Genomic DNA, 24,435 nt, shown 5'->3' on the forward strand with positions numbered 1-24,435 from the left:
TGCCGAAAGGCGGTCGTCGTGAGGCGGCCGCTTTTTTCGTTATCGGCTATTTTCGCGCGATCGTGCCGACGGCAGTTGCGTCGACGCGTTTCAAGCTCATGCCGATGACCGGCACCATCTGCTCATCGACGCGCACCGAAACGGTGACATTCATCGTGTTGTCATCGGGAATGCGCGCCTGCATCACGCCCTTGAGCTGGTTGCGGTTGAGCGCGAACACGACCTTGCGGCCATCGACGACATTGCCGGAGATGATATCCAGGCCTTTGCCGGCGGCGCCATCGAGGAAGGTGCCCTTGTAGCCCCTGCTGCCCTTGTGCTCGACGGTGGCCGACATTTTCTGCGTGAAGACGCCGACACGGCAGCCGCCATCCAGCGTCATCCCGACTTTGCCCGAAGGCGTCGAGCCGGTGAAGGTGCAGTTGAATTTCGTACCTTTGTATTTGCCGGCGACGATTTCGCCCGGGCCGACCCAGTCGCCTTCAACGCTCTGGAAGAACTTCTTGTCGCGCTGAGGTCCCTGAACGGTATCTGCGAAGCTTGGTGTTGCTGCGGCAAATGCCATGATCGGCAACACGGTGGACAGAACTGCGCGTTTCATCAAGGGACACCCGGAGACAAAGAAAACGTGGTTACGATTTCCTGAACCATGACCAAGATTGGTTAATGCTTCGTCACCTTGGGCATCCCATGCAATCGCTTCGAGGTCAATTTCGAAGTTCCCGATCAGTCTTCCGCTGTCGTCTTTTCCGTTTGTTTCTTTGTCGCAAACGAAGTCAGCGCCGATAGGAAGTCGCCCATTCCCGGTCGCTTTTGCGCGATGAAGGGCAGGGGGCGGGCGGTTTCCATCGCGGCGATGCCGATTCGCGCGGTCATCATGCCATTGACCACGCCTTCGCCCAGCTTGGCCGAAAGCCGCGCCGCGAGGCCGTGACCGACGATCTGCTGCACGAAACTGTCGCCGACGGCGATCGAACCCGTAACGGCCAGATGAGCCAGCACGCTGCGGGCAAGGCGAAAGAAGCCAAGCGTTCCCGGCCTGCCGCCGTAAAGCTCCGACAAGCGCCGAATGAGTCGGCCTGCCTCGAACACGACATAGGCGACATCGACCAGCGCACGGGGACTGACGGCGGTCACCAGCGATACGCGCTTGGCCGCATCGAGGATCAGCACCTTGGCGCGGGCGTCGAGCGGGCTCAGGATTTCGGTTTCGGCAAGCTTCACCAGATTGGCGCCGTCGATGATCTCGTCGCGCAGTTCGTCGAGCGCGCGCCGGCCGGCTGCGGTGTCGGGCTTGCCGGCCACGAATGCGGAAAGTTCCTCCACCACCGACCGTGCAGCCTTCGGATCATCGCGGGCAACCGCATCCAGCGCCTTCGTTTGCAGCTTTTGAACCGAAGCAAGACGCCGAAGCGCCAGCATTTCCCGCAGAAGCATGACGACGAGCGCGAGCGCGGCGATGACCGCCACGCCTGCCGCAAGCCAGCCCAGCCATTCGGCACGCTCGAACAGGTCTCGAATGAGCTGGTCGGTCCACAAGCCGACGGCGAGCGAAACCAGTATCCCCAGCGCGCCGAGGAAGATCGACGCGAGTTTTGAATGACGCTTTGGCGCGGATGCGGGCGGCGGCTCGCTCGCAATGATGTCGGGTTCGTCGAAGACGTCGATCTCTGCGGGCGTGACGATTGCTACATCCGTTTTCAACGCACGGGGTTTGCGTTGTGCTTCGGTGGCTGTGCGCTTTGAGGGCGGAGCAGCTTTTTCCTCGGCTGCTTCCGGTTCGATGCGGAAGGCGGCCGGCTTTCGGGGCGCGTTCATGCGAGATGGTCTCCGATCAGGAACTGCAGCGCCCGGTCCAGCCTTATATGCGGCAACGACAGGGTGACGCCCTCGGCAGTCTTTTCCAGCTTCGGCGGACGGAAGCGCACGAAGCGGATGGCGGGGTCGCCATTGGCCTGATTTCCGCTGGCGCCGCCGGCTTCAAAAACTGAATCCGCTTTTGCCGGCAAGTCACCGGGAAATATGGCTGTTTCGGTCTTGCCGTCGAATGTCTCGCCGCCGATGGTTTCGCCTTCGAGCGGCGTTCCAATGATGACTGGAAGCGTTTCGCGACCTTGCTTGACCGTGCCTTCGCGTGTCGCGCGCACTGCCGCCATGGCCAGCACATCCACTTCGGCGCCCGACAGATTGGCACGGGCGACGGCACGCTCCGTGAGGCGGCGCACGATTGCCTGCAGCCTGTCATGGCTTTCGTGGTGAAGGTGATCGGCCTTGGTGGCGGCGACGAGGATGCGGTCTATGCGCCGCGAAAACAGGTCAGTCAGGAAGCTGCCGCGTCCTGGGCGAAAGCAGGCAAGGATTTCGGTGACTGCGCGCTCAAGATCTGCGATTGCGCCTGGACCTGCGTTGAGCGCCTGCATGGCGTCGATCAGCACGATCTGACGGTCGAGCCTTGCGATGTGCTCACGAAAGAACGGCTTGATGACGTGGGTCTTGTAGGCCTCGTAGCGACGCTCCATCATGGCATGGAGCGAGCCGGGGCGGGGGCGGGCATTTTCGAGGCCGGGCAGGGGCGCGAAGGTCAGCGCCGGCGAGCCTTCGAGGTCGCCGGGCATGAGGAACCTGCCGGGCGGCAAGGTCGACAATGCCCGTTCGTCAAGTTTGCAGGCTTTCAGGTAGGCCGCGAAACTCTCGAACAGCTTTCGAGCCGTCATCTCGTCGGCATCGGCATTGGGGTCGATCGTTTCGGAAAGCTTTCGCCAGTCTTCCGACAGGTCGGTGCGAACCGGCAATGCCGCCATCTCGAATGCGTCGTGGGAGAATTCACTGTAGGATTTGCCGAGAAGCGGCAGATCCAAAAGCCATTCTCCGGGATAGTCGACGATATCGACTGACAGGCGACCCGCCGAAAACATCCGGTTCCAGCCGGAAGCGGATTCATATTCGATCGTCAGCCTCAGTTCCGAGATTGCACGCGTTGAGTCCGGCCATGTCCGCGCGTTCACCAGCGCATCGATATGATCCTCATACTGAAAGCGCGGCACGGCATCGTCGGGCTGCTCTTCCAGGAAAGCACGCGAAATGCGGCCGGACTTCTGCGCCTCGAACAGCGGCAGGCGTCCGCCCTGGATGAGGTTGTGCACGAATGCGGAGATGAAAACGGTCTTGCCGGCGCGTGAGAGGCCGGTGACGCCCACCCGCATAGACGGCGCGAACAGGCCTGTTGTCCGTTCCGCAATCGTGTCCAGCGCTATTCGCGCCTCGTCGGTGAAAGTGGTCAGAGACGCCAAAGGCCAAACCTCGTCTGTGGATGCCTCCCGATATAGGCAATGCGATTCCGATTTGAAGCGCCGGGAGGGATTTGGAGCGACTTACGCATCCGCCGGCGTTATGAACGCTTCGAGAAAACCCTTGCCGGGAGCGGCCTCGCAGAGACCTTCGTCGAACCGGATCACGGCAAGGCCGGAAGTCGGGAAACCGGCATGCAACGTGGCGCGAGCGTCTTCATCGCCGTCGGTGGCGACCGCCATGGCGAGATCTTCCATCATCGGATTATGGCCAATGACGAGGATCGAGCCAAGGCAGCCGTTTTCCCGGATGATCTTCAGGTAGCCTGCTGCATCCTCGCGATAGAGATCGTCGAAGAACAGAACTTTGCCGGTATCGGCATTGCCGGCGATGCCTTCCAGTGTCTGGCGGGCACGCGCCGCATTGGAGCACAGCGTCAGGTCCGGCACATAGTCGTGGGCGCGCATCGTTACCCCGGTCGTTTCGGCATCGGTAATGCCGGACGGATCAAGGGGGCGGTCGAAATCGCGCATTCCGGGCAAGGCCCATCCGGCTTTGGCGTGTCTGAGTAGATACAGCCTGCTCGCCACGCCAACCCTCCCTTGAACGGCTTTTTCGTGTTGCCGATTGCTTGAGAGGATTTAGCGACGGGCCATCAATTGCGCAACCGAATGATGAGAAAGCAGTTGTTTCTCGGTCTGTCGCAGTAGTGATCTACTGCTTTTGATATAGGCCGATTGTCTGAATTGCGTGATTTCAGGAAAGCCTCCGTGGCGCGAAACTTGACGGACGTTGCGACTGACAATTGCGTGAAGGGGATGTCGATTGCGCTTGTGCGGTTACCGGGCGGCGAATATATAGGCGCAAAAAAACGGGTAATGGGGTGAGTCGAAATGAACGAACTCGTTGATGCCGCTTACGTTCCCACGGAAGACGAACCGTTTATGAACGAGCGGCAGAAAGCCTACTTCCGTCTCAAACTTGTCACCTGGAAGAATGACATTTTGCGCGAAGCGCGTGAAACACTCGAAATTCTTCAACAGGAAAACGCCAATCACCCCGATCTTGCAGATCGCGCTTCGTCCGAAACGGACCGCGCTATCGAGCTCAGGGCGCGCGACAGGCAGCGGAAGCTTATTTCCAAAATAGACTCTGCACTTCAACGCATTGACGAAGGCACTTACGGTTTCTGCGAGGAGACCGGAGAGCCGATAGCGCTCAAGCGGCTTGATGCGCGTCCGATCGCCACTTTGTCGATCGAGGCGCAGGAGCGCCATGAACGGCGTGAAAAGGTCTATCGCGACGACTGATAGCGTTCGCGGCAAACAAAATGAAAAAGGCGGCTCAGGCCGCCTTTTTTCTTGTCTGAATCGGCAGACCTATCTTTTGTGGCTGGAGAGTTCGCCGAGCAGCTTGGTCATCTCATCGTCAAGCGACACTTCAGGCGCTTTGGGGCTTGCAGGCTTCGGGGCATCGTCGAGCGAGAACTCAAGCTCCTTCAGCAGGGATTCATCGAGCTCATCGCTCTGAACGGCCGGCTGGGATGGCACGACAGCCGGAGCCTGGTATCGCGAGGCAGCCTGGACTGGTGGTTCATGGCGCGGTGCGGGCGATGAAAGCGGCACGCGTGGCGGCTCCACTCTGGCAACAACCGGCGCCGGCGTCGGTGCCGGTGCGGGTCTTGGTGCAGGCGCCGGCGCGGGTCGAACAGCGGATGCGAGCGCCTGGGCGCGCGCAATCTGCGTTGGCTGAGGCGCATGGGCGGGCTCCGGCGGGCGAGGCTGCGGTGCCGGACGTGCCGGAATCTGCTGCTCAAGAGAGCGCGGTCTTGCCGGTGCTTCCTGCCCGCCGTCACCGGTGAGCGCAGGCCGCCGCTGCTGGGTCAGCCGGATATCGCGTTCTACGACGACGTCTGTGGGCCCGCCGATCAAAAGCAGGTGCTCGATATCGTCGCGGCGAACGAGAATCAGCCGCCGATGGCTGTCGACGGCGGTGGCGTCCATCACAGCCAGCCGCGTCTTGCGGTTGCGCCCGCCTGCAACGAACGTGCCGAACGTCATGCTGCGCACGAGCTTGATGATGATGAGGACGATGACGAGCAGAATGAGGGCGGCGAAGGTCCAGAGGATGGCTGCCGAATAGCCCGGCCCTGCAATGTTATCCAACCATTCCATCATCGACGTCCCCAGCTCATTTCGCCCGCGCGACACTAGACCGTGGACGGCAATATTCGCAAGTTGCCTTTCACGCTCCGGATGTTGGAAATGCCCTGGCTGACAACGAGCCCGGTTTTTCCCTGCGCTTTTTCAGGCTAGGCCTATGCGCGTTGGGAAGAATGTGATTCAACCGGTTCCACGCCCGCAGGGGGAATCTGGGGAAAACAGGCAAGAGACGGACGTATGGCCAAGGAAATGCGCGGCGATTTTTATCCCGTACCGATCGTCGACCAGAATACGCGCCCGGGCGCGATCACGCGCCTGATCGTCTTTATCGTCGTGCTTACGGGTGCGGCGATCGTCTTTGGCATTTTCCGCGAACGTCTGGGCGATCCCTTCCTTCTGGGCATGCTCGGCGTGCTGGCGATGATCGGCGTCGGCTATCTCTTCGCCACGGCCATCGGCTTCGTTCAGATCGCACCACGCTCCACGACCGACGAGCTGTCGAAGGCTTTCGTCGATTCCATGTCACAGGGCCTCATCGTCACGGACAACAAGGGCCGCGTTGTCTATGCCAACCGTGCCTATGCCGACATGACGGGTGCTGCAAATGCTCCCGACCTGAAGACGGTGGAGGGGTTGCTTTCGGATATCCCCGAGGCGTCGCCGACAATCTACCGCCTGGCTTCCGGGCTCCGGGACGGGCAGGCAGGCGATGGCGAATTTCGCCTGTCTCAGGCGGTGCGTCCCGGTGCTGAGCCTGGCGCGCGCTGGTACCGGGTGCAGGCGCGTACCTTCAAGGTGCCCGGTCAGCGCCAGCCGCTGCTGGCCTGGCAACTGGCTGATATCTCGACCGAGCGGGCCGAGCAGGAGCGTTTCTTTCTCGATCTGCAGAAGGCCATCGATCATCTCGATCATGCGCCCGCCGGGTTTTTCTCGGCCGACCAGGAAGGCCGCGTCACCTACATCAACGCAACGCTCGCCGAATGGCTCGGCATCGATCTGGCAAGCTTCACGCCAGGCGCAACCACGCTGCATGAGATCGTCGCCGGCGACGGCATGGCGCTCGTGCGGTCGGTGAAGGCCGACCCGGGCACGACCCGCAATGCGGTGATCGATCTCGATCTCGCAACCGTAACGGGCGAGGCGCTGCCGGTGCGCTTCATGCACCGCGTTTCGGCCAGCCGTGACGGCCTGAACGGCCCGACGCGCACCATCGTGCTGAACCGCATGCAGGGCGAGGATTCTTCGGCCGACCTGCGCGCCTCGGAGGTGCGGTTCACGAGGTTCTTCAACTCCACGCCGATGGCGATTGCCGGTGTCGACCAGGAAGGCCGCATCCTGCGTACCAACGCGCCGTTCCTGTCGCTGTTCTCAAGCGTGGTCGACCGGGATGCCGTGGACCGCCATGTCAGGCTCGACACCGTAATCCACGAACGCGACCGTCCCGCTCTGGCCGCAGCGCTTGAAAAGGCGCGGCAGCACCAGGTGGACATATCGCCCATAGAAACCGTTCTGCCGGACAATGAGGAGCGCCATATGCGCTTCTACGTCAATGCGGTTGCCGACGGCACCGGCGGAGAGGGTGCCGAGGAAGCGGCCATCGTCTATGCCGTCGAAACCACCGAGCAGAAGGCGCTCGAGGGCCAGATGGCGCAGAGCCAGAAGATGCAGGCTGTCGGCCAGCTTGCCGGCGGCATCGCGCATGACTTCAACAACGTGCTGACAGCCATCATCATGGCGTCGGACCTGCTGCTGACCAATCACCGGCCGTCCGATCCGTCCTTCCCCGACATCATGAACATCAAGCAGAACGCCAACCGCGCCGCATCGCTTGTGCGGCAGCTGCTGGCGTTCTCGCGCAAGCAGACGCTTCGGCCCGAAGTGTTGAACCTGACCGACGTGCTCGCCGACCTGCGCATGCTGCTTGCACGTCTTGTCGGCAACTCGGTCAAGCTCAAGGTCGATCACGGCCGCGATCTCTGGCCGGTGAAGGTCGATCTCGGTCAGTTCGAGCAGGTTGTCGTCAACCTAGCCGTCAATGCGCGTGACGCCATGCCGGACGGTGGCGATCTCACTGTGCGGACGAAGAACGTCACGGCAGAAGAGTGCAAGGCCTACAGCTATCGCGAACTGGTTCCGGCGGATTATGTCGTCGTCGAGGTCGAGGATACCGGCAGCGGCATCGCGCCGGACGTGCTGAAGAAGGTGTTCGAGCCGTTCTTCACAACGAAGGAAGTAGGCAAGGGGACCGGCCTTGGCCTCTCGATGGTCTACGGCATCATCAAGCAGACCGGCGGCTTCATCTATTGCGATTCAGAGGTCGGCAAGGGTTCGGTGTTCCGCATCTTCCTGCCGCGCCACATCGCCGAGGTGAAACCCGCGACCGACGCGGGCGGCCAGCCGACCGAAGCCGCCAGCGCACCTGCCGCGAAGGTGTCGGACGCTGCTCGCGATCTGTCCGGCTCCGCCACCGTGCTCCTGGTCGAGGACGAGGACGCGGTGCGCATGGGCGGCATGCGGGCGCTGACTTCGCGCGGCTACACGGTGCACGAAGCCTCATCCGGCGTCGAGGCGCTGGAGGTCTATCACGAGCTTGGCGGCAAGATCGACATCGTCGTCTCGGACGTTGTCATGCCCGAAATGGACGGTCCGACGCTGCTCGGCGAGTTGCGCAAGCTGCGGCCGGACATCAAGTTCATCTTCGTTTCGGGCTATGCCGAGGACGCATTTGCGCGAAATCTGCCGGCCGATGCGCAATTCGGATTCCTGCCAAAACCCTTCTCGTTGAAGCAGTTGGCGACCGTCGTGAAGGAAGTTCTCGAAAAATAGCGCGGAATGCCTGCAGACGGCACTTCAAGCTATTCGAACCCGCACTTGCGCAAAGGTGAGGCGGCATCCTATTTAACAAGAGACATTCAATAGCAGATTCTGCCCGTCCGGTGCCGGAATCCAATCCTGACAAAGGGACATTTAATGAGAAACCCCGTCGAAACCGCAATGAACCTCGTTCCGATGGTGGTCGAACAGACCAATCGCGGCGAGCGCGCCTATGACATCTTCTCGCGGCTTCTGAAGGAGCGCATTATCTTCATCACCGGTCCGGTCGAAGACGGCATGGCGACGCTGGTCTGCGCGCAGCTGCTCTTCCTGGAAGCGGAAAACCCGAAGAAAGAGATCAATCTCTACATCAACTCGCCGGGCGGCGTGGTCACCAGCGGCATGGCGATCTACGATACGATGCAGTTCATCAAGCCTGCCGTTTCGACGCTTTGCATCGGCCAGGCCGCTTCGATGGGCTCGCTGCTGCTGTGCGCCGGCCACAAGGACATGCGCTTTGCCACGCCCAACGCCCGCATCATGGTTCACCAGCCGTCAGGCGGCTTCCAGGGCCAGGCTTCGGACATCGAGCGCCATGCCCAGGATATCATCAAGCTGAAGCGCCGCCTCAACGAGGTCTACGTCAAGCACACCGGCAAAACCTACGAAGAGATCGAAAAGACGCTCGATCGCGATCATTTCATGACCGCCGACGAGGCCAAGGATTTCGGCCTTATCGACAAGGTGATCAGTTCGCGCGAAGTTGTGGAAGCACCGGAGTCAGCGGCGACGAAGTGACGCTTTGCCGCCAAGACTGTGGGAATGACATACTTTTGACTCGGCTTGCGGCATTTCGGTCACAATTAGCTGTTTCCTCGGCGAGAGCAACGACCTACGTTAAGCCTATGTTGAATTTCGGCGGCTTAACTTTCAGTGGGGGCGCCGCGAATCGATTGCCACGTTTTCTGACTTGTGTTTCGTATGGAATACGTTGGAAATGCTGGAATGCCAGCAGCGGTGGATTCCCGCGACCAACGGCGTAAGAGGTTCAGCCAGTCTATCGGCCGGGCAGTACTGAAAGGACTTGGACAAGATGAGCAAGGTCAGCAACGGCGGCGGCGATTCCAAGAATACGCTCTATTGCTCGTTCTGCGGCAAGAGCCAGCATGAAGTGCGCAAGCTGATCGCCGGCCCCACGGTTTTCATCTGCGACGAATGCGTCGAACTTTGCATGGACATCATCCGCGAGGAAAACAAAACCTCGATGGTGAAGTCGCGCGAAGGCGTGCCGACGCCGCAGGAAATCCTGAAGGTTCTGGACGACTACGTGATCGGGCAGCCCTACGCCAAGCGCGTGCTGTCGGTGGCCGTCCACAATCACTACAAGCGGCTCGCCCACGCATCGAAGAACAACGATGTCGAACTGGCGAAGTCGAACATCCTTCTGATCGGCCCGACCGGGTGTGGCAAGACGCTGCTCGCGCAGACGCTTGCCCGCATCATCGACGTGCCCTTCACCATGGCTGATGCGACGACGCTGACCGAGGCAGGCTATGTCGGTGAGGACGTCGAAAACATCATCCTGAAGCTGCTCCAGTCGGCCGACTACAATGTCGAGCGGGCCCAGCGCGGCATCGTCTATATCGATGAAATCGACAAGATTTCCCGCAAGTCGGACAATCCGTCGATCACCCGTGACGTTTCGGGCGAGGGTGTGCAGCAGGCGCTTCTGAAGATCATGGAAGGCACCGTTGCCTCCGTGCCGCCGCAGGGCGGCAGGAAGCACCCGCAGCAGGAGTTCCTGCAGGTTGATACCGCAAACATCCTGTTCATCTGCGGCGGCGCATTTGCCGGCCTCGACAAGATCATCTCGGATCGTGGCAGAAAGACCTCGATCGGCTTCGGCGCGATCGTGGCTTCGCCGGAGGATCGCCGCAGCGGCGAAGTGTTCCGCCTCGTCGAGCCGGAAGACCTCCTGAAGTTCGGTCTGATCCCGGAATTCGTCGGTCGTCTGCCGGTTCTGGCGACGCTGGAAGACCTGGATGAGCCTGCGCTGATCCAGATCCTGACCGAGCCGAAGAACGCGCTGGTCAAGCAGTATCAGCGCCTGTTCGAAATGGAGAATGTCGAGCTGACGTTCCACGAGAACGCGCTTTCTGCGATCGCCAAGCGTGCCATCGAGCGCAAGACCGGCGCCCGCGGCCTGCGTTCGATCATGGAAGCGATCCTGCTCGATACGATGTTCGAGCTTCCGGCGCTGGAAGGCGTTCAGGAAGTTGTGATCTCCGAGGAAGTGGTGACCGGCAGCGCCCGGCCGCTCTACATCTATTCGGAGCAGAAGGAAAAGAAGGGCAACGTCAGCGCCTAAGCGCGCTTTCGCTGCAAAATATCCAGCAAACGGCGCCGCGAGGCGCCGTTTCGCGTTTGGGGGATAGGGCAAACGTTGGATAGTGCGTCGTGAAGGTACACAGTCTCATTCTTTACCCTTGATCTTTGTTAGCCGCGCATCCAACTAACGGTGAGAGGTTGTGGGCTGTATTCCGTGCTAAAATCCCTGTACCAAACGGTGGATAGGCGGAACGGTCTGTGGCCGTTAATATGAGATTCGCGATTGGCCAATGGCGATCGCGAAATGAAAGGTTGGACAATGGCCAAGATATCCCGGTCTTCCGGCAACGCTGTTTACGCAGTCCTCCCGCTGCGCGACATCGTGGTGTTTCCGCACATGATCGTTCCGCTCTTCGTCGGGCGTGAAAAATCGATCAAGGCGCTGGAAGAGGTGATGGGCGCGGAGAAGCAGATTCTGCTTGCGACCCAGATGAATGCAGCCGACGACGATCCCGAAGCCGATGCGATCTATGAGGTCGGCACGCTCGCTAACGTTCTTCAGCTTCTGAAGCTGCCGGACGGCACGGTGAAAGTGCTGGTCGAAGGTACATCGCGCGCTCAGATCACCGCCTTTACCGATCGTGCCGACTTCCATGAGGCGAAGGCGGTAGCACTCGTTGAGCCCGAAGAGGAAGAAATCGAGGTCGAGGCGCTCGCCCGCTCGGTGGTTTCCGACTTCGAGAACTACGTCAAGCTCAACAAGAAGATTTCGCCCGAGGTGGTCGGTGCGGCCAGCCAGATCGACGACTATTCCAAGCTCGCCGATACGGTGGCTTCGCATCTCGCGATCAAGATCCCCGAGAAGCAGGAAATGCTCGGCACGCTCTCCGTGCGCGAGCGGCTTGAAAAGGCCATGGGCTTCATGGAAGCCGAAATTTCCGTGCTTCAGGTGGAAAAGCGCATCCGCTCGCGCGTCAAGCGCCAGATGGAGAAGACGCAGCGCGAGTACTACCTCAATGAGCAGATGAAGGCGATCCAGAAGGAACTCGGCGAAGGCGAAGATGGCCGCGACGAGGTTGCCGAGCTCGAGGCGCGTATCAAGAAGACCAAGCTCTCCAAGGAGGCCCGCGAAAAGGCGGATGCCGAGTTGAAGAAGCTCAAGTCGATGTCGCCGATGTCGGCCGAATCCACGGTCGTGCGGAACTATCTCGACTGGATCCTGTCGATTCCGTGGGGCAAGAACTCCAAGGTCAAGCAGGATCTGGGCTTCGCGCAGGACGTGCTCGATACGGATCACTTCGGTCTCGACAAGGTCAAGGACCGCATCGTCGAGTATCTTGCTGTCCAGAGCCGCCAGAAGAAGCTGAAGGGGCCGATCCTGTGCCTCGTTGGCCCTCCCGGCGTCGGCAAGACCTCTCTGGGCAAGTCGATCGCCAAGGCGACCGGACGTGAGTTCGTGCGCATGGCGCTCGGTGGCGTTCGTGACGAGGCTGAAATCCGCGGTCACCGCCGCACCTATATTGGCTCGATGCCCGGCAAGGTCATCCAGTCGATGAAGAAGGCGAAGAAGTCCAATCCGCTCTTCCTGCTCGATGAAATCGACAAGATGGGCCAGGATTTCCGCGGCGATCCGTCGTCAGCCTTGCTGGAGGTGCTCGATCCGGAGCAGAACTCGTCCTTCATGGACCACTATCTGGAGGTCGAATACGATCTCTCGAGTGTGATGTTCGTGACGACGGCGAATACGCTGAACATTCCTGCGCCCTTGATGGACCGCATGGAGATCATCCGTATCGCCGGCTACACCGAGGACGAGAAGGTCGAAATCGCCAAGCGGCACCTGATGCCGAAGGTGGTTCGCGACCATGCGCTTCAGCCGAAGGAGTTCTCGGTCACGGAAGACGCGATCCGGGCGATCATCCAGACCTACAGCCGTGAGGCCGGCGTGCGCAGTCTCGAGCGCGAGCTGATGAAGCTCGGGCGCAAGGCGGTCACCGAGATCATCAAGACCAAGAAGAAGTCGGTGAAGGTCACTGCCGAGAACCTGTCCGATTACCTCGGCGTGCCGCGCTTCCGGTTCGGCCAGGTCGAGGCGGACGATCAGGTCGGCGTGGTTACGGGTCTTGCCTGGACTGAGGTCGGCGGCGAATTGCTGACGATCGAAGGCGTCATGATGCCCGGCAAGGGCAAGATGACGGTCACGGGCAATCTGCGCGACGTGATGAAGGAATCGATCTCGGCGGCGGCATCCTATGTCCGCTCGCGGGCCATCGATTTCGGCATCGAGCCGCCGCTGTTCGACAAGCGTGACATCCACGTCCACGTTCCGGAAGGCGCGACCCCCAAGGACGGCCCGTCGGCCGGTGTGGGCATGGCGACCGCCATCGTCTCGGTCCTGACCGGTATTCCGGTGAAGGCCGATGTGGCGATGACCGGCGAGATCACGCTCAGGGGCAGGGTGCTGCCCATCGGCGGCCTGAAGGAAAAGCTGCTCGCGGCTCTTCGCGGCGGCATCAAGAAGGTGCTGATTCCGGAAGAAAACGCCAAGGATCTGGCGGAGATTCCGGACAATGTGAAGAGCGGAATGGAGATCATCCCGGTCAGCCGCGTCGGCGAAGTTCTGCGCCATGCATTGGTGCGGATGCCCGAGCCGATCGAATGGACGGAGCCGGTTGACGCTCCGGCAGCCAAGGCCGACGCGACCGACGATGCGGGCAAGACTCTCGCTCATTGAGCGCTGATGGCACGCATTTAGCCAGATGAAGTGAAAGCCGGGCCTCGCGCCCGGCTTTTTTCGTTGAAAAACCCCGGAAAACCAAGGATTCTTGGACTTTCTGGCTTGGTTGAGGGAACGGTTCTTTCTAAAGTCCGTTTCCTGCCGGTTGAGTCGTTAGTCCCGGTTTTCTCATGGAAGGAAATTTTAATGAACAAGAACGAATTGGTGTCTGCTGTCGCTGAGGCCGCTAACATTGCCAAGGGCGATGCGCAGTCCGCTGTTGAAGCGGTCTTCTCCGTGATCACCGGCGAGCTGAAGAAGGGTGGCGACGTTCGTCTGGTCGGCTTCGGAAATTTCACCGTGTCAAAACGCGCGGCATCCACCGGTCGCAATCCGCAGACCGGCGCCGAGGTCAAGATTCCTGCGCGCACCGTGCCGAAGTTCTCGGCCGGCAAGGGTCTCAAGGACGCCGTAAACTAAGCTTTCGACCAGGTGTCGAATATGGAAAAGCCGGGCCCCCCGCCCGGCTTTTTCTTTTGTTGCAGATTTGGCCAGAGCCGAGCTCAGCTGTGAGCAGCGCACCATGTAAAGATGGCCACGAAGATCGCGGCCCGCGCAAAGCGACATGTCGCTTTGCTTCGAGGGTATGCAATGATCGGAGGAATGGTGGGCGATGACAGGCTCGAACTGCCGACATCTTCGGTGTAAACGAAGCGCTCTACCAACTGAGCTAATCGCCCGACGCGAGCGGACGTTTAAGCGGTTCGTCTCTGAACCGCAAGGAGAATTCGCGGGTTTTTTGGTATTATCGTCCGGTTTCTTGGTTGTTGCGCTGCTTGTGAAAAAACCTTTAGCCGAGTGGCGAAATGCTGCACTGGAGCGCTTGACACTCACCACCGAACCCCTTAATTCCACGCCCAACGACGCGGCACGAACAAGTGTCTGCGTCTTGCGCGGGTGTAGCTCAGTTGGTTAGAGTGCCGGCCTGTCACGCCGGAGGTCGCGGGTTCGAGCCCCGTCACTCGCGCCATTTCTTGAACGGCTTCTAGTCGTTCAGAAATGTTTCCTTCCACAAATTCGGATACTTGTATTTGTGCCTACGGCAATAGTCGGGCACGGAATTGGTATGTGGATTATTGTGTTGAACCGACGGAACCAATTTCCTCGTGGTGCCCATTGTTCTAGCTTCCGGCCAGGTGTGTTGAGATTCAGGTGATGGCTGGCTGCAAATGGCGATTTTCTGCGCTTCCGGTGCTCACGTACCCAAACGTACGCTGCGCTCCGGTTCTCGAAATCACCATTTTCGCTGCGCCCTGACCTGAATCTCAACACACCTTAGTTCGAAACAGGAATGGACCGTCAATGGAACGGATAGTCTACGTAAACGGCGAATACGTCGGGGAAAGCGACGCCAAGATCTCGGTGTTCGACCGAGGCTTTCTGTTTGCCGACGGCGTCTACGAGGTTACCTCCGTGCTGGAGGGCAAGCTGATCGATTTCGACGGGCACTTGCGCCGTCTCCGCCGATCGCTGGCTGAACTGGGAATGGCGATGCCTTGCCCGGATGAGGAGCTCCTGAACATTCATCGCGAGCTCGTGGCGAAGAATGCGGTCGTTGAAGGGCTTGTCTATCTTCAGGTCACGCGCGGCGCTGCCGATCGCGATTTTGTCTTCCCGAAGGATGTTCCCCAGACATTGGTCCTGTTCACGCAGGCCAAATCCATCGTGGATAGCCCCATGGCGAAGCGCGGCGCCCGCGTGGTTTCCGTCGAGGACCTCAGATGGGGCCGGCGCGATATCAAGACAGTGCAGCTTCTCTACCCGTCAATGGCGAAGATGATCGCGCAGGAGAAGGGTGCAGACGATGCCTGGCTCGTCCAGGATGGGCTTGTGACCGAAGGCACCTCGAACAACGCCTATATCGTCACGCAGGACGGCACGATCGTGACGCGGGATCTGTCCAGCGACATTCTTGCCGGCATCACGCGCGCGGCTGTCCTGAAATGCGCGCGCGAACTGCAGATGAAAGTGGAAGAGCGGCCATTCTCGATCGCGGAAGCACTGGCAGCGCGCGAAGCCTTCACGACTTCGGCGACGGGCTTTGTCTGCCCGGTGGTGGAGATCGACGGAACCGCATTGAGCGACGGCAATCCCGGCGCTGTAGCGGTCAGGCTTCGCCAGGCCTACATCGAGGAAAGCCTCAAGGCAGCCGTTTGAGCCGTGCGTTGGCTAGCGCGTAGCGCCATTGAGCTTTGATTCGTCCGCGATGTCATGGTTGACCATGGTTTTCGCGCGACATTGAATGTAGGGGCAGAGGGGGCGGGCAGGGATTCGTGTCCACGGCATGGTGCCGCGGCACTTTTGCCGAGCCCTGATTCTCAAGGGGAGAGTTTCGGGTATGGGTGGACGTTTGAAAATCATCGCAGCATCGATCTTCGCGGCAAGTGCGGCCGCCATGGCGGCTCAGGCAGCCACAGGCGGGACCATATCGCCCGGCCAGCCAGCGCAGGTTGCTGAGGGCATCCCTGCCGGCCAGGGTGAGGTTCTGCTGGCGCAGAACGCGACCGCTCCAGCGGTCCCCTCAAACCTCCCTGGCGGTGCCTCCTCGTTGCAGGAAACCTATGAGGACTGGCAGGTAGCCTGCATGCAGCGGGGCGAAGGGAAATTCTGCTCGATGTCGCAGCAGCAGGCTCAGCAGAACGGGCAACGCATACTGGCAATCGAGATTAACAAGATTGATACCGGCAAGTCAGAAGGCATCCTGGCGCTTCCGTTTGGCCTCGCGCTGGATTCGGGCGTTACGGTTCAGGTAGATGAGAAGCCCGCCGGAAAGCCTCTGCGTTTTCGCACATGCATCCCGGCCGGGTGCCTTGTGCCGGTCAGCTTTGATGCTGCGATGGTCACCGCGCTACGGGGCGGAACGGCACTCAAACTCGCAGCGGTGGCAAGCGAGAACGGCCAGCCGGTGAATTTCTCGATTTCGCTGAAAGGCTTTGGCGCTGCCCTGGATCGGACAGCGGCGCTGGTAAAGTAGCTAGCGCCGTTTTCTCGCCTAGAGATACTGGCCGACCTTCTTGCCTAGCTTCAGAAAGCGCAGCGGATCGACGGCTTCGCCGTTGCGACGGACCTCGTAATGCAGGTGGGGGCCGGTGGAGCGGCCGCTCGTGCCGACTTCGCCGATCGTGTCGCCCGTGGCGATCTTCTGGCCTTCCTTGACGTCGATCCTGCTCAGATGAGCGTAGCGGGTCGAGAAGCCGCTGCCGTGATCAACCTCGACCATGCGGCCGTAACCGCCGTTCCAGCCGGCCTTAACGACGGTTCCTGCGGCGGTCGCGCGCGCATCTGATCCCATGGGTGCGCGAAAATCCATGCCGGAATGAAGGGCAGGGGTGCCAAGCAACGGGTCCCTGCGCACGCCGAAAGTGCTGGAAATCGACCGGCCAGGCGCGGGATTGGCCAAAGGCAGCCGCTGCGCTTCCTTCTTCACCTTGTCGAGCTTGTCCAGCGCCTCGTCCAGTTCCTTCACCTTGGTGTCGAACATACTGGGGTTGTCGACGGCAATCAGCGGACCGCCGACGTCGGTCTTGCCAAAATCTGCGTCAACGGGAAGACCGGCTGACTCGAGCGCGTCGGAGATAACGTCGGCGGTCTGGTAAGCATTTTCGGCCAGGGAATCTATGCGGGCAAGCTGCTCGCTTTCTATCGTGCGCAGCGACTGGTTGAGCGTGACGAACACCTTGTCGGCATGATCGGCGGACGAGTCTGCCTGGGCTGCCGAGTTGCGGGTGGACCATAAGGCGAACGGGTTCTTTGTGCTGCCGACTGCGGCGTAGGCCAGTTGCGTGTCGGCAGCCGGAGCGGCCAGTTCGGCGCGCGTTTCGGGTTTTGCCGGTGCGGAGCCGTCTGCAGGCGTTGCGCCTTTCACCACCGCTTCCGCACGATCCAGCAACGGGCCAAGCCTGCCGTGACGTTTGGTCAACTGGCTTTGACGCTCGATCAGCTCGGAAACCTTCGTTTCCATAAGCTGCTGGTCGAGCAATTGCCGGCTGGTTATGCGGTCCACTTGGGAGCGCAGGGCAGAGATTCGATCCTCATAGGCTTGCTGCATGCGCGCCTGCCGTGCGGTGGCGGCGCCAATGAGATCGTCGCGCAGCACCAGATAGGAAGTCGCGAGAAGATAGCCGACCGCCAGTGCCGCGAATGCCGAGCCGACAAAGGCCGCCATCCAGGGGCGCACCGTGAAATGCCTGATTTCGCTGCCGCGCGCGATGATGATCGTGTGCGGTTCCTTGCGCTTGCCGAATACCACTGCCTGATCGGATTGTTTCACGGAACCAACTTCCACGCCGGAGACCAACGACAGGTTGATTACACATTGTTAGGGTTAACAAAGCTTTTCGCGCGCTGATTTAACTGCGCAATCAGAAAGGAATTCGCTGTTCGGGAGGAATGCGCAAACAAAAAAACCCGCCATGTGGCGGGTTTCAATTTCGCTTTTCCATCCGCTTCTGGGGCTATCGCAGGAACATCCAGAGCAGGATGATGATCGGAATAGGGATGCCAAGCATCCACAGCAATACGCCGCGTAACATGTCTTCCTCCGCGTGGTTGATCGTTCAAAAATCAAACGTCGGAAGGTTGAAATTGTTCCACTCTACAGTGCGCGTGCAGCTTCCAGAACCTCGGCGGCATGGCCGGGTACTTTCACCTTGCGCCAAATCCTGGCGATGCGGCCATCGGCGCCAATCAGGAATGTGGAGCGCTCCACGCCCATATATTTGCGCCCATACATGCTTTTCTCGGTCCATACGCCGTATGCTTCGAGGGCTTTGCGTTCTTCGTCTGCGACGAGTTCGACGGCAAGTTTATGCTTGGTCTTGAACTTGTCGTGGCTCTTGACGCTGTCGGGCGACATGCCGAGCACGATTGCACCTGCCTTCTCGAAATCGGGCTTCAGCCCTGAAAAGTCGATCGACTCTGCCGTACAACCGGACGTGTCGTCCTTGGGGTAGAAGTAGAGCACCACTTTCTGACCACGAAGGCTTGTAAGGCTGAGTTTCCCGCCGCCATCTCGTGGCAGTTCGAAGTCCGGTGCATTGTCTCCTGTCGAGAGTTCAGTCATATCGGTGCCCTTGTTTGAGGTTACGCGCGAACCCACAGAGATATATTGTCGTTCTGGGATTCGTCCACGACTGAAACGCTGTCACGGGATACCGTGTGGATCACAAGGTACCAAAACACGAGAAGATACGGTTTCGGCGCCACGAAATCACGGACCTTAGCGCCTTTCCATCGGCGGAGGGCCAGGACTTCGGAAAGCCGCGCCAGGACATTGCCAGGCGTTGCGGAAGGTTCGCCCTAGCGGCCGGAGCTGTGCTGGCAACCGTGTTCGGGGTGCTTGCAGCGATCGTTTTCGTAATCGGCTATTCCGGAATGGGCAGCGAGAGGTTGCGTGCCGAAGCGGAGAAGGCGATCGAGACCTTTGCCGGCGTGGACGTCACTGCTTCGATGGGTCCCGCCGGCGTGTCCGTGGACGGCTCCCGTCTTGTCGCGCTGGAAGTTCGAGATGTCAGCGTAAAGGCGGCAGACGGAGCGCCGATCATCGATGCCGGTCTGGTGCGATTCGGGGTGCGTTTCCTGCCGCTGCTTTCGGGCAATATCCGGCTTGGGAGCGCCAGGATTTCCGACGCGCGGATTACAACGGCAGCAATGCCGATGGCCGACAGGGGTGACTGGACCAAAATCCTCAAGAACGATGACGGCCTGATTAATCCCGACAAGGTCGCCGAGGCGATATTCGGTCAGGTCAGTCGGGCGCTTGATGCATTGGAGGTCGGCTCGACGCGTCAGATACAACTGGAAAATGTCGAATTCGTCCTTCCGGAAGACGGCCGCGTGCGTATCGTGCGCGTAGCTGAAGCCTCATTGAGCGAAGGCGGGCCAGGCGAACTCACCTTCACGGCTGATGTCGAGATCGACGGTCGCGCGTTGGCGCTGACCGGAACGGCGACACGCGATACGGTTTCGCGCCGTATCACCGACCTCAACGCTCAGGTGAAGACGGCAGCCTTGGCGCAAGAGAACGGTAGTGATGTCGGTGACTTCAGCCTGACGATTTCCGGACAGCAGGGAATTGCAACCAATCCCAGCCAGTTGACGGCATCGCTCTCGCTCGATCGTGCAGTGCTTGACCTGGGCAAGGACGGAGCTTTCAACGGCGCGGTCGATGTTCAAGCGACTTTGTTGACGGGGTCGAACAAGATCGAAATCGATCGGCTTCGCGTCGCAACCGGACGGACCAATCTCGAATTTAACGGCGCCATAGGGCCGCGGCCGGCGACCGGCCTTGCCAGCGACAAGCCGGCCTACCGGTATGAACTCGTCAGCAGCTCGGCAACGCTAGCGCCCGGGGATTCGCCCGAGCCCGCGCTTGATGTGATCGCGAGCATCAACGGCACCTTTGACGCCGAGAAAAACCTGATAACCGCCGATCAGATCGCGGTCAAAAGCGGGTCTGGAGAGGTTCTCGGAACGGCCTCGCTGGAAATCCCCAGCGGCGGCAAGGCACCGGGTATTTCGCTGGCGTTGAACGTCCACGACATGCAGGTGTCCCACGTCAAGCAGATATGGCCCTGGTTTGCCGCGAAGGGCGCGAGAAGCTGGGTTCTGGATCATGTCTTCGGCGGGCGCGTCCTTGATGGCAGGCTTCAGTTCAAGGTTGTGCCGGATCGCCTCGGAAACGGTATTCCGCTTACAGCCGACGAGGTCTCGGGCAGGTTTGAGATCGAGGACACACGATTTGACACCACAGGCCTGATACCGCCCGTTCGCGATGCCATGGGCGTGGTGGATTTCCAGGGCAATGATGTCGATATCTCGCTGTCGTCGGGAACGGTTTTTCTCCCTAGCGGTCGGAGCGTCAGCGCCAGCGACGGCAAACTCAGGATCGAGAAAGCCAATCGACCGCCGCTTATCGGGGCGCTCGACATCAATGTCGCTGGCGAAGCCGCCGCAATCACCGAGCTCGCTTCCTACGACCCGATCAACGCCATGCGCTTCGTGGGCATGAAGCCGGACGAGTTCAGCGGCAAGGTGAGTGGCAACGTGAAGGCGGACATTCCGCTTTCCAAGGGCATCGATGCGAGCAAGCTCTTCTGGCATGTCGCGCTCGACTATGAGGATCTGTCGCTCGCCAGGCCGCTGGATGGCCAGCGCATCAGCGATGCGGACGGGACGATTGTTGTCGAGCCCGACAATGCCGTGATAACCGCCAAGGCAAAGCTGAACGGGATTCCCGCCGATATTTCCCTTATCGAACCGCTGCGGGCGGGAGGGCCGGAGCGTCAGCGCAAGGTTCAGTTGGTGCTTGACGATGCGACCCGCGAAAGCGTCATGCCGGAGCTTTCGACCCTGGTGTCGGGTACGATCAAGGTCAATCTCGATGCAACGACGGCGGGCAAGCAGAGTGTCACAGCGGATCTGACAAACACAAAACTCGACATTCCCTGGGTGGGGTGGTCGAAAGGTCCGGGGATCGCCGCCGACCTCAGTTTCACGCTGCAGAAATCCGACGGCAATTCGACGCTCTCCGACTTCAGGCTCGAGGGAAAATCGTTCGCGATCGGCGGTTCGATCGCGCTTGCCGGCGGCAGTTTCTCCTCTGCTCGCCTTACGACGGTGAAACTCAATCGCGACGACAATGTCGCGGTTTCGATCAAGCGTTCGGGCAAAAGCTATTCGGTCGACGTCAGCGGCAGCCAGATGGATGCCCGGTCATTGATCAAGCAATTCACCTCGGACGTCGGCTCAAGTCCGACAGGGAAAGCGGGCGGAGCAGGGGTTTCGGTAAATCTCGACGTCAAGGCGATTACCGGGTTTGGGGGTGAGCAACTCTCCAACGTCGCGGTCAACTATAGCGGCGCCGGGTCGAAGGTGAACGGCCTGACCGTGTCGGCGGTGACTGGCTCAGGAAGCGCGGTCTCGGTGCGCAATTCGTCGGATAGCGGCCAGCGCAGCCTGCAGATGCAATCGGCGGACGCCGGGGCGATCCTGCGTTTCATGAACATCTACGACAATATGCAAGGTGGGGCCATCAAGCTGGCGCTGTCGGCTGCCGGCGACGGCCCCATGCGCGGGCAGGTCGACACCAGTAACTTCTGGATCGTCAACGAGCCGAGGTTGGCATCGATCGTCTCGACCACGCCGCCCGGCGACGAGCGCAGCCTGAACCAGGCGGTGAAAAGCAATATCGACACGTCACGGGTGCAGTTCGAGCGCGGCTTTGCCCAGATCGAGAAAGGCCAGGGATATCTGAAGATCGGCAACGGCGTGCTTCGCGGGCCGCTGATCGGCACGACATTCCAGGGCACGCTCTATGACGAGCGCGGCAACATGGCGATGACCGGGACGTTCATGCCCGCTTACGGCTTGAACCGGATATTCGGTGAGATTCCGCTGTTTGGCGCGATCCTGGGCAATGGGCGCGACCGCGGCCTGATCGGCGTGACCTATCGGCTTTCCGGGAAAGCTAAATCGCCCAACATGCAGATCAATCCGCTCTCGGTCATCGCGCCGGGAATCTTCCGGTCGATCTTCGAGTTTCAGTGATCTTCGGTTGGTGCGGCCGGTCAGACGGGCCGCACCAGAATGTGCTTCTTCTTGCCGAGCGAAAGCTTCACGATACCTTCGGATGTGAGATCGGCGCTCGATATGATTTTCCGCTCATCGGAAACCGCAGCGTCATTCACGCGCACCGCACCGCCCTGAACGTGACGGCGGGCTTCGCCGTTGGAGCCGGCAAGGCCGGCTGTCACGAACAACGCAAGAATGCCGATACCCGCCTCAAGATCAGCCTTGCCGATCTCGACAGTCGGAAGCGCGTCGGCGAAGGCGCCTTCCTCGAAGGTCTTGCGTGCAGTTTCTTCCGCTTGCTGCGCAGCGTCGCGGCCATGCAGCATGGAGGTCACCTCGGTGGCCAGCACCTTCTTGGCGTTGTTGATCTCGGAGCCGCCAAGCTTTTCGAGACGCGCGATCTCATCCAATGGCAGCGTCGTGTAGAGCTTCAGGAAGCGGCCGACATCGGCATCTTCGGTGTTGCGCCAGTATTGCCAGAACTCGTAGGGGCTCAGCATGTCGGCATTCAGCCAGACCGCGCCATTCATCGACTTGCCCATCTTGGCGCCGGACGAAGTCGTCAGCAGCGGCGAGGTGAGCGCGTAGAGTTGGGGCGTGCGTAGCCGGTGACCGAGATCGATGCCGTTGACGATATTGCCCCACTGGTCCGAGCCGCCCATCTGCAGCTTGACGCCGTAGCGCTTGCTGAGCTCGACGAAATCGTAGGCCTGCAGGATCATGTAGTTGAATTCGAGGAACGACAGTGATTGCTCGCGGTCTAGCCGCTGCTTTACCGAGTCGAACGACAGCATGCGATTGACCGAGAAATGCTGGCCGACATCGCGCAGAAATTCGAGATAGTTCAACGGGAGGAGCCACTCGGCATTATTGACCATCAGCGCATCGCGCGGGCCGTCGCCAAAGGTCAGGTAGCTCGAAAAGACCTTCTTGATGCCGTCGATGTTGGACTGGATCGTCTCGGGCGTCATCAGCTTGCGCGCCTCGTCCTTGAAGGACGGGTCGCCGACCATGCCCGTGCCGCCGCCCATCAGCGCGACGGGGCGATGCCCGGTCTGCTGCATCCAGTACAGCATCATGATCTGGATCAGGCCGCCGGCATGAAGGCTCGATGCCGTCGGATCGAAGCCGATATAGGCCGAAACCGTTTCCGTGGCGAAAAGCTTGTCGAGGCCGGCATCATCTGATGTCTGGTGGATGAAGCCGCGCTCGGAAAGGATGCGCAGGAAATCGGATTTGAAGGCGGACATTTTTCTTTTCCCGAGAATTCCACGGCGCATACGAGGCTGCCGTGGCAAGAGTGATCGCGCGCGTTTAGCATCTGGCGGCAAGGAATCACAAGAACGGCGACCAAAATGACGAAACTATGCGCGATCGGCCTGATGAGCGGTACGTCGATGGATGGCATCGACATCGCCATGCTGCGGACCGACGGCGTCGACGAAATCGAGATAGGGCCGTCGCTGTTCGTTCCTTACGAAGCCGCTTTCAGGCGGCGCATCGAGAATTCGCTGGAAACGGCAAAGGCAATCGTGAAGCGCGAGGATCGGCCCGGCGATCTGGCAGAGCTGGAACGTGAAATCACGCTGCGGCACGCGCGCGCTGTCGAGACTTTTCTGGCGTCGCCGGCCGGTGCGTTGGGCAAACCGGATGTGATCGGCTTTCATGGCCAGACGGTGCTGCACAGGCCGCAAGTCGGCGTCACCGTGCAAGTGGGCGACGGTGCGCTTCTGGCGCGCGAGCTTGACATGCCGGTGGTCTACGACATGCGCGCCAACGACATGGCGCATGGCGGGCAGGGCGCGCCGCTGGTGCCCGCCTATCATGCCGCTCTGGCGCGAACGCTGCCGGAACCTTTTTCCGGGCGATATCCTGTCGTCTTCGTCAATGTCGGCGGCATTTCCAATATCACCTATGTGCCTGAGAAGGGTGATCCGGCCGCTTTCGATACCGGGCCCGGCAATACGCTGATCGACCAATGGGTTTCGCGCGAGGGCGGTGTGCCGTTCGATGCCGGTGGCGCGATTGCCAGCGAAGGTGGTGTCGTTGTTTCGGTGGTCGAGCGTTATCTGGAGGTGCCGTTCTTTGAGAAGGCGGGGCCAAAATCGCTCGACCGCAACGATTTCACGCTGGAATTCGCGAACGATCTGGAGTTGTCGGACGGCGCGCGCACGCTTGCAGCCGTGTCAGCCGAAGCCATTTTGAAATCAGCCGAGCATATGCCCGAAAAGCCGAAACTCTGGATCGTCTGCGGCGGCGGTCGCAAGAACCCGCATATCGTTGGCGACCTGCGCGCTGGGGCTGAACAGGCAGGTGCCGAGGTGATCGTTGCGGAAGACGCCGGGCTGGATGGTGATGCGACCGAGGCAGAAGCCTGGGCTTTCCTGGCGGTGCGTTCTCTGAATGGACTGCCGCTGACTTTTCCGACGACTACGGGCTGCCGGGAAGCGGTGAGCGGCGGGGTGCTGGCTGAACCGGCCGAAGCGCAAGCTTGAT

The 24,435-nt window shown here is 60.4% G+C and carries 18 protein-coding genes and 2 tRNA genes; 11 read left to right on the forward strand and 9 right to left on the reverse strand.

The window, feature by feature from the left end:
* Positions 1-46 precede the first annotated feature (46 nt).
* The 4 genes from DZG07_RS12415 to DZG07_RS12430 form a co-directional block, all read right to left on the reverse strand.
* Positions 47-601 (reverse strand): hypothetical protein, encoded by a 555-nt coding sequence (locus DZG07_RS12415; protein WP_119817474.1) that lies wholly within the window; start codon positions 599-601, stop codon positions 47-49.
* A 125-nt stretch (positions 602-726) separates the two neighbouring features.
* Positions 727-1,818: a TIGR01620 family protein gene (locus DZG07_RS12420; protein WP_119817477.1), complete on the reverse strand. Its 1,092-nt coding sequence runs from the start codon at positions 1,816-1,818 to the stop codon at positions 727-729.
* Entirely contained in the window at positions 1,815-3,290 is a 1,476-nt protein-coding gene (locus DZG07_RS12425; RefSeq protein ID WP_119817480.1) for a YcjX family protein, read from the reverse strand. The genes DZG07_RS12420 and DZG07_RS12425 overlap by 4 nt, the downstream gene beginning before the upstream one ends.
* An 81-nt stretch (positions 3,291-3,371) precedes the next feature.
* The gene (locus DZG07_RS12430) at positions 3,372-3,878 is read right to left on the reverse strand and encodes a histidine phosphatase family protein (protein WP_091912703.1); all 507 of its coding nucleotides are present in this window, start codon (positions 3,876-3,878) and stop codon (positions 3,372-3,374) included.
* Positions 3,879-4,181: 303 nt separating this feature from the next.
* On the opposite strand from DZG07_RS12430, the gene dksA reads away from it, so the two are divergent.
* Positions 4,182-4,598 (forward strand): RNA polymerase-binding protein DksA, encoded by a 417-nt coding sequence (gene dksA, locus DZG07_RS12435; RefSeq protein WP_091912705.1) that lies wholly within the window; start codon positions 4,182-4,184, stop codon positions 4,596-4,598.
* A 69-nt stretch (positions 4,599-4,667) separates the two neighbouring features.
* On the opposite strand, the gene DZG07_RS12440 is transcribed toward dksA, so the two are convergent.
* Entirely contained in the window at positions 4,668-5,462 is a 795-nt protein-coding gene (locus DZG07_RS12440; protein ID WP_119821677.1) for a flagellar biosynthetic protein FliO, read from the reverse strand.
* Between the two features lie 225 nt (positions 5,463-5,687).
* Between DZG07_RS12440 and DZG07_RS12445 the strand changes: the two genes are divergently transcribed.
* From DZG07_RS12445 to DZG07_RS12465, 5 genes are all read left to right on the forward strand, one after another.
* Positions 5,688-8,276: a PAS domain-containing sensor histidine kinase gene (locus DZG07_RS12445; RefSeq protein ID WP_119817483.1), complete on the forward strand. Its 2,589-nt coding sequence runs from the start codon at positions 5,688-5,690 to the stop codon at positions 8,274-8,276.
* Between the two features lie 144 nt (positions 8,277-8,420).
* Positions 8,421-9,062 carry an ATP-dependent Clp endopeptidase proteolytic subunit ClpP gene (clpP, locus tag DZG07_RS12450; protein ID WP_091912709.1) on the forward strand — a complete coding sequence of 214 codons (642 nt, stop codon included), beginning with the start codon at positions 8,421-8,423 and terminating at the stop codon, positions 9,060-9,062.
* 295 nt (positions 9,063-9,357) lie between these two features.
* Positions 9,358-10,632, forward strand: a complete 1,275-nt coding sequence (gene clpX, locus DZG07_RS12455; RefSeq protein ID WP_091912880.1) for an ATP-dependent Clp protease ATP-binding subunit ClpX — start codon at positions 9,358-9,360, stop codon at positions 10,630-10,632.
* 279 nt (positions 10,633-10,911) lie between these two features.
* Positions 10,912-13,326: an endopeptidase La gene (gene lon / locus DZG07_RS12460; protein ID WP_091912882.1), complete on the forward strand. Its 2,415-nt coding sequence runs from the start codon at positions 10,912-10,914 to the stop codon at positions 13,324-13,326.
* A gap of 189 nt (positions 13,327-13,515) precedes the next feature.
* Positions 13,516-13,788 (forward strand): HU family DNA-binding protein, encoded by a 273-nt coding sequence (locus tag DZG07_RS12465; RefSeq protein ID WP_091912711.1) that lies wholly within the window; start codon positions 13,516-13,518, stop codon positions 13,786-13,788.
* A 184-nt stretch (positions 13,789-13,972) separates the two neighbouring features.
* On the opposite strand, the gene DZG07_RS12470 is transcribed toward DZG07_RS12465, so the two are convergent.
* A tRNA-Val gene (locus DZG07_RS12470) sits at positions 13,973-14,048 on the reverse strand.
* Positions 14,049-14,261: 213 nt separating this feature from the next.
* On the opposite strand from DZG07_RS12470, the gene DZG07_RS12475 reads away from it, so the two are divergent.
* From DZG07_RS12475 to DZG07_RS12485, 3 genes are all read left to right on the forward strand, one after another.
* A tRNA-Asp gene (locus DZG07_RS12475) sits at positions 14,262-14,338 on the forward strand.
* A gap of 332 nt (positions 14,339-14,670) precedes the next feature.
* Positions 14,671-15,525 (forward strand): D-amino-acid transaminase, encoded by an 855-nt coding sequence (locus tag DZG07_RS12480; RefSeq protein ID WP_091912713.1) that lies wholly within the window; start codon positions 14,671-14,673, stop codon positions 15,523-15,525.
* 127 nt (positions 15,526-15,652) lie between these two features.
* Entirely contained in the window at positions 15,653-16,342 is a 690-nt protein-coding gene (locus tag DZG07_RS12485; protein WP_244537819.1) for an invasion associated locus B family protein, read from the forward strand.
* Between the two features lie 18 nt (positions 16,343-16,360).
* On the opposite strand, the gene DZG07_RS12490 is transcribed toward DZG07_RS12485, so the two are convergent.
* Positions 16,361-17,638, reverse strand: a complete 1,278-nt coding sequence (locus tag DZG07_RS12490; RefSeq protein WP_119821679.1) for a M23 family metallopeptidase — start codon at positions 17,636-17,638, stop codon at positions 16,361-16,363.
* Between the two features lie 324 nt (positions 17,639-17,962).
* A complete protein-coding gene (locus DZG07_RS12495; protein ID WP_119821681.1) occupies positions 17,963-18,430 on the reverse strand; it encodes a peroxiredoxin in 468 nt (155 codons plus the stop codon).
* A gap of 251 nt (positions 18,431-18,681) precedes the next feature.
* Between DZG07_RS12495 and DZG07_RS12500 the strand changes: the two genes are divergently transcribed.
* Positions 18,682-21,915 (forward strand): DUF3971 domain-containing protein, encoded by a 3,234-nt coding sequence (locus DZG07_RS12500; protein WP_245429482.1) that lies wholly within the window; start codon positions 18,682-18,684, stop codon positions 21,913-21,915.
* Between the two features lie 20 nt (positions 21,916-21,935).
* Here the strand turns inward: DZG07_RS12500 and tyrS are convergent, their stop codons facing one another.
* Complete coding sequence (gene tyrS / locus DZG07_RS12505) at positions 21,936-23,189, reverse strand: tyrosine--tRNA ligase (protein WP_119817489.1); 1,254 nt, start codon at positions 23,187-23,189, stop codon at positions 21,936-21,938.
* Positions 23,190-23,294: 105 nt separating this feature from the next.
* Here tyrS and DZG07_RS12510 point away from each other — a divergent pair, with 105 nt between their 5' ends.
* On the forward strand, positions 23,295-24,434 hold the full coding sequence (locus tag DZG07_RS12510; protein ID WP_119817492.1) for an anhydro-N-acetylmuramic acid kinase: 1,140 nt from the start codon (positions 23,295-23,297) through the stop codon (positions 24,432-24,434).
* The last annotated feature ends 1 nt before the right edge of the window (position 24,435 follow it).

It is taken from the genome of Mesorhizobium sp. DCY119, assembly GCF_003590645.1.
Lineage (GTDB): Bacteria > Pseudomonadota > Alphaproteobacteria > Rhizobiales > Rhizobiaceae > Mesorhizobium_M.

Excerpts from the sequence above, each read along its gene's own strand:
- DZG07_RS12415 (WP_119817474.1), bottom strand. The coding sequence starts at position 601 with ATGAAACGCGCAGTTCTGTCCACCGTGTTGCCGATCATGGCATTTGCC.
- DZG07_RS12420 (WP_119817477.1), bottom strand. The coding sequence starts at position 1,818 with ATGAACGCGCCCCGAAAGCCGGCCGCCTTCCGCATCGAACCGGAAGCA.
- dksA (WP_091912705.1), top strand. The coding sequence starts at position 4,182 with ATGAACGAACTCGTTGATGCCGCTTACGTTCCCACGGAAGACGAACCG.
- DZG07_RS12440 (WP_119821677.1), bottom strand. The coding sequence starts at position 5,462 with ATGGAATGGTTGGATAACATTGCAGGGCCGGGCTATTCGGCAGCCATC.
- DZG07_RS12445 (WP_119817483.1), top strand. The coding sequence starts at position 5,688 with ATGGCCAAGGAAATGCGCGGCGATTTTTATCCCGTACCGATCGTCGAC.
- clpP (WP_091912709.1), top strand. The coding sequence starts at position 8,421 with ATGAGAAACCCCGTCGAAACCGCAATGAACCTCGTTCCGATGGTGGTC.
- clpX (WP_091912880.1), top strand. The coding sequence starts at position 9,358 with ATGAGCAAGGTCAGCAACGGCGGCGGCGATTCCAAGAATACGCTCTAT.
- lon (WP_091912882.1), top strand. The coding sequence starts at position 10,912 with ATGGCCAAGATATCCCGGTCTTCCGGCAACGCTGTTTACGCAGTCCTC.
- DZG07_RS12465 (WP_091912711.1), top strand. The coding sequence starts at position 13,516 with ATGAACAAGAACGAATTGGTGTCTGCTGTCGCTGAGGCCGCTAACATT.
- DZG07_RS12480 (WP_091912713.1), top strand. The coding sequence starts at position 14,671 with ATGGAACGGATAGTCTACGTAAACGGCGAATACGTCGGGGAAAGCGAC.
- DZG07_RS12485 (WP_244537819.1), top strand. The coding sequence starts at position 15,653 with ATGGTGCCGCGGCACTTTTGCCGAGCCCTGATTCTCAAGGGGAGAGTT.
- DZG07_RS12495 (WP_119821681.1), bottom strand. The coding sequence starts at position 18,430 with ATGACTGAACTCTCGACAGGAGACAATGCACCGGACTTCGAACTGCCA.
- tyrS (WP_119817489.1), bottom strand. The coding sequence starts at position 23,189 with ATGTCCGCCTTCAAATCCGATTTCCTGCGCATCCTTTCCGAGCGCGGC.
- DZG07_RS12510 (WP_119817492.1), top strand. The coding sequence starts at position 23,295 with ATGACGAAACTATGCGCGATCGGCCTGATGAGCGGTACGTCGATGGAT.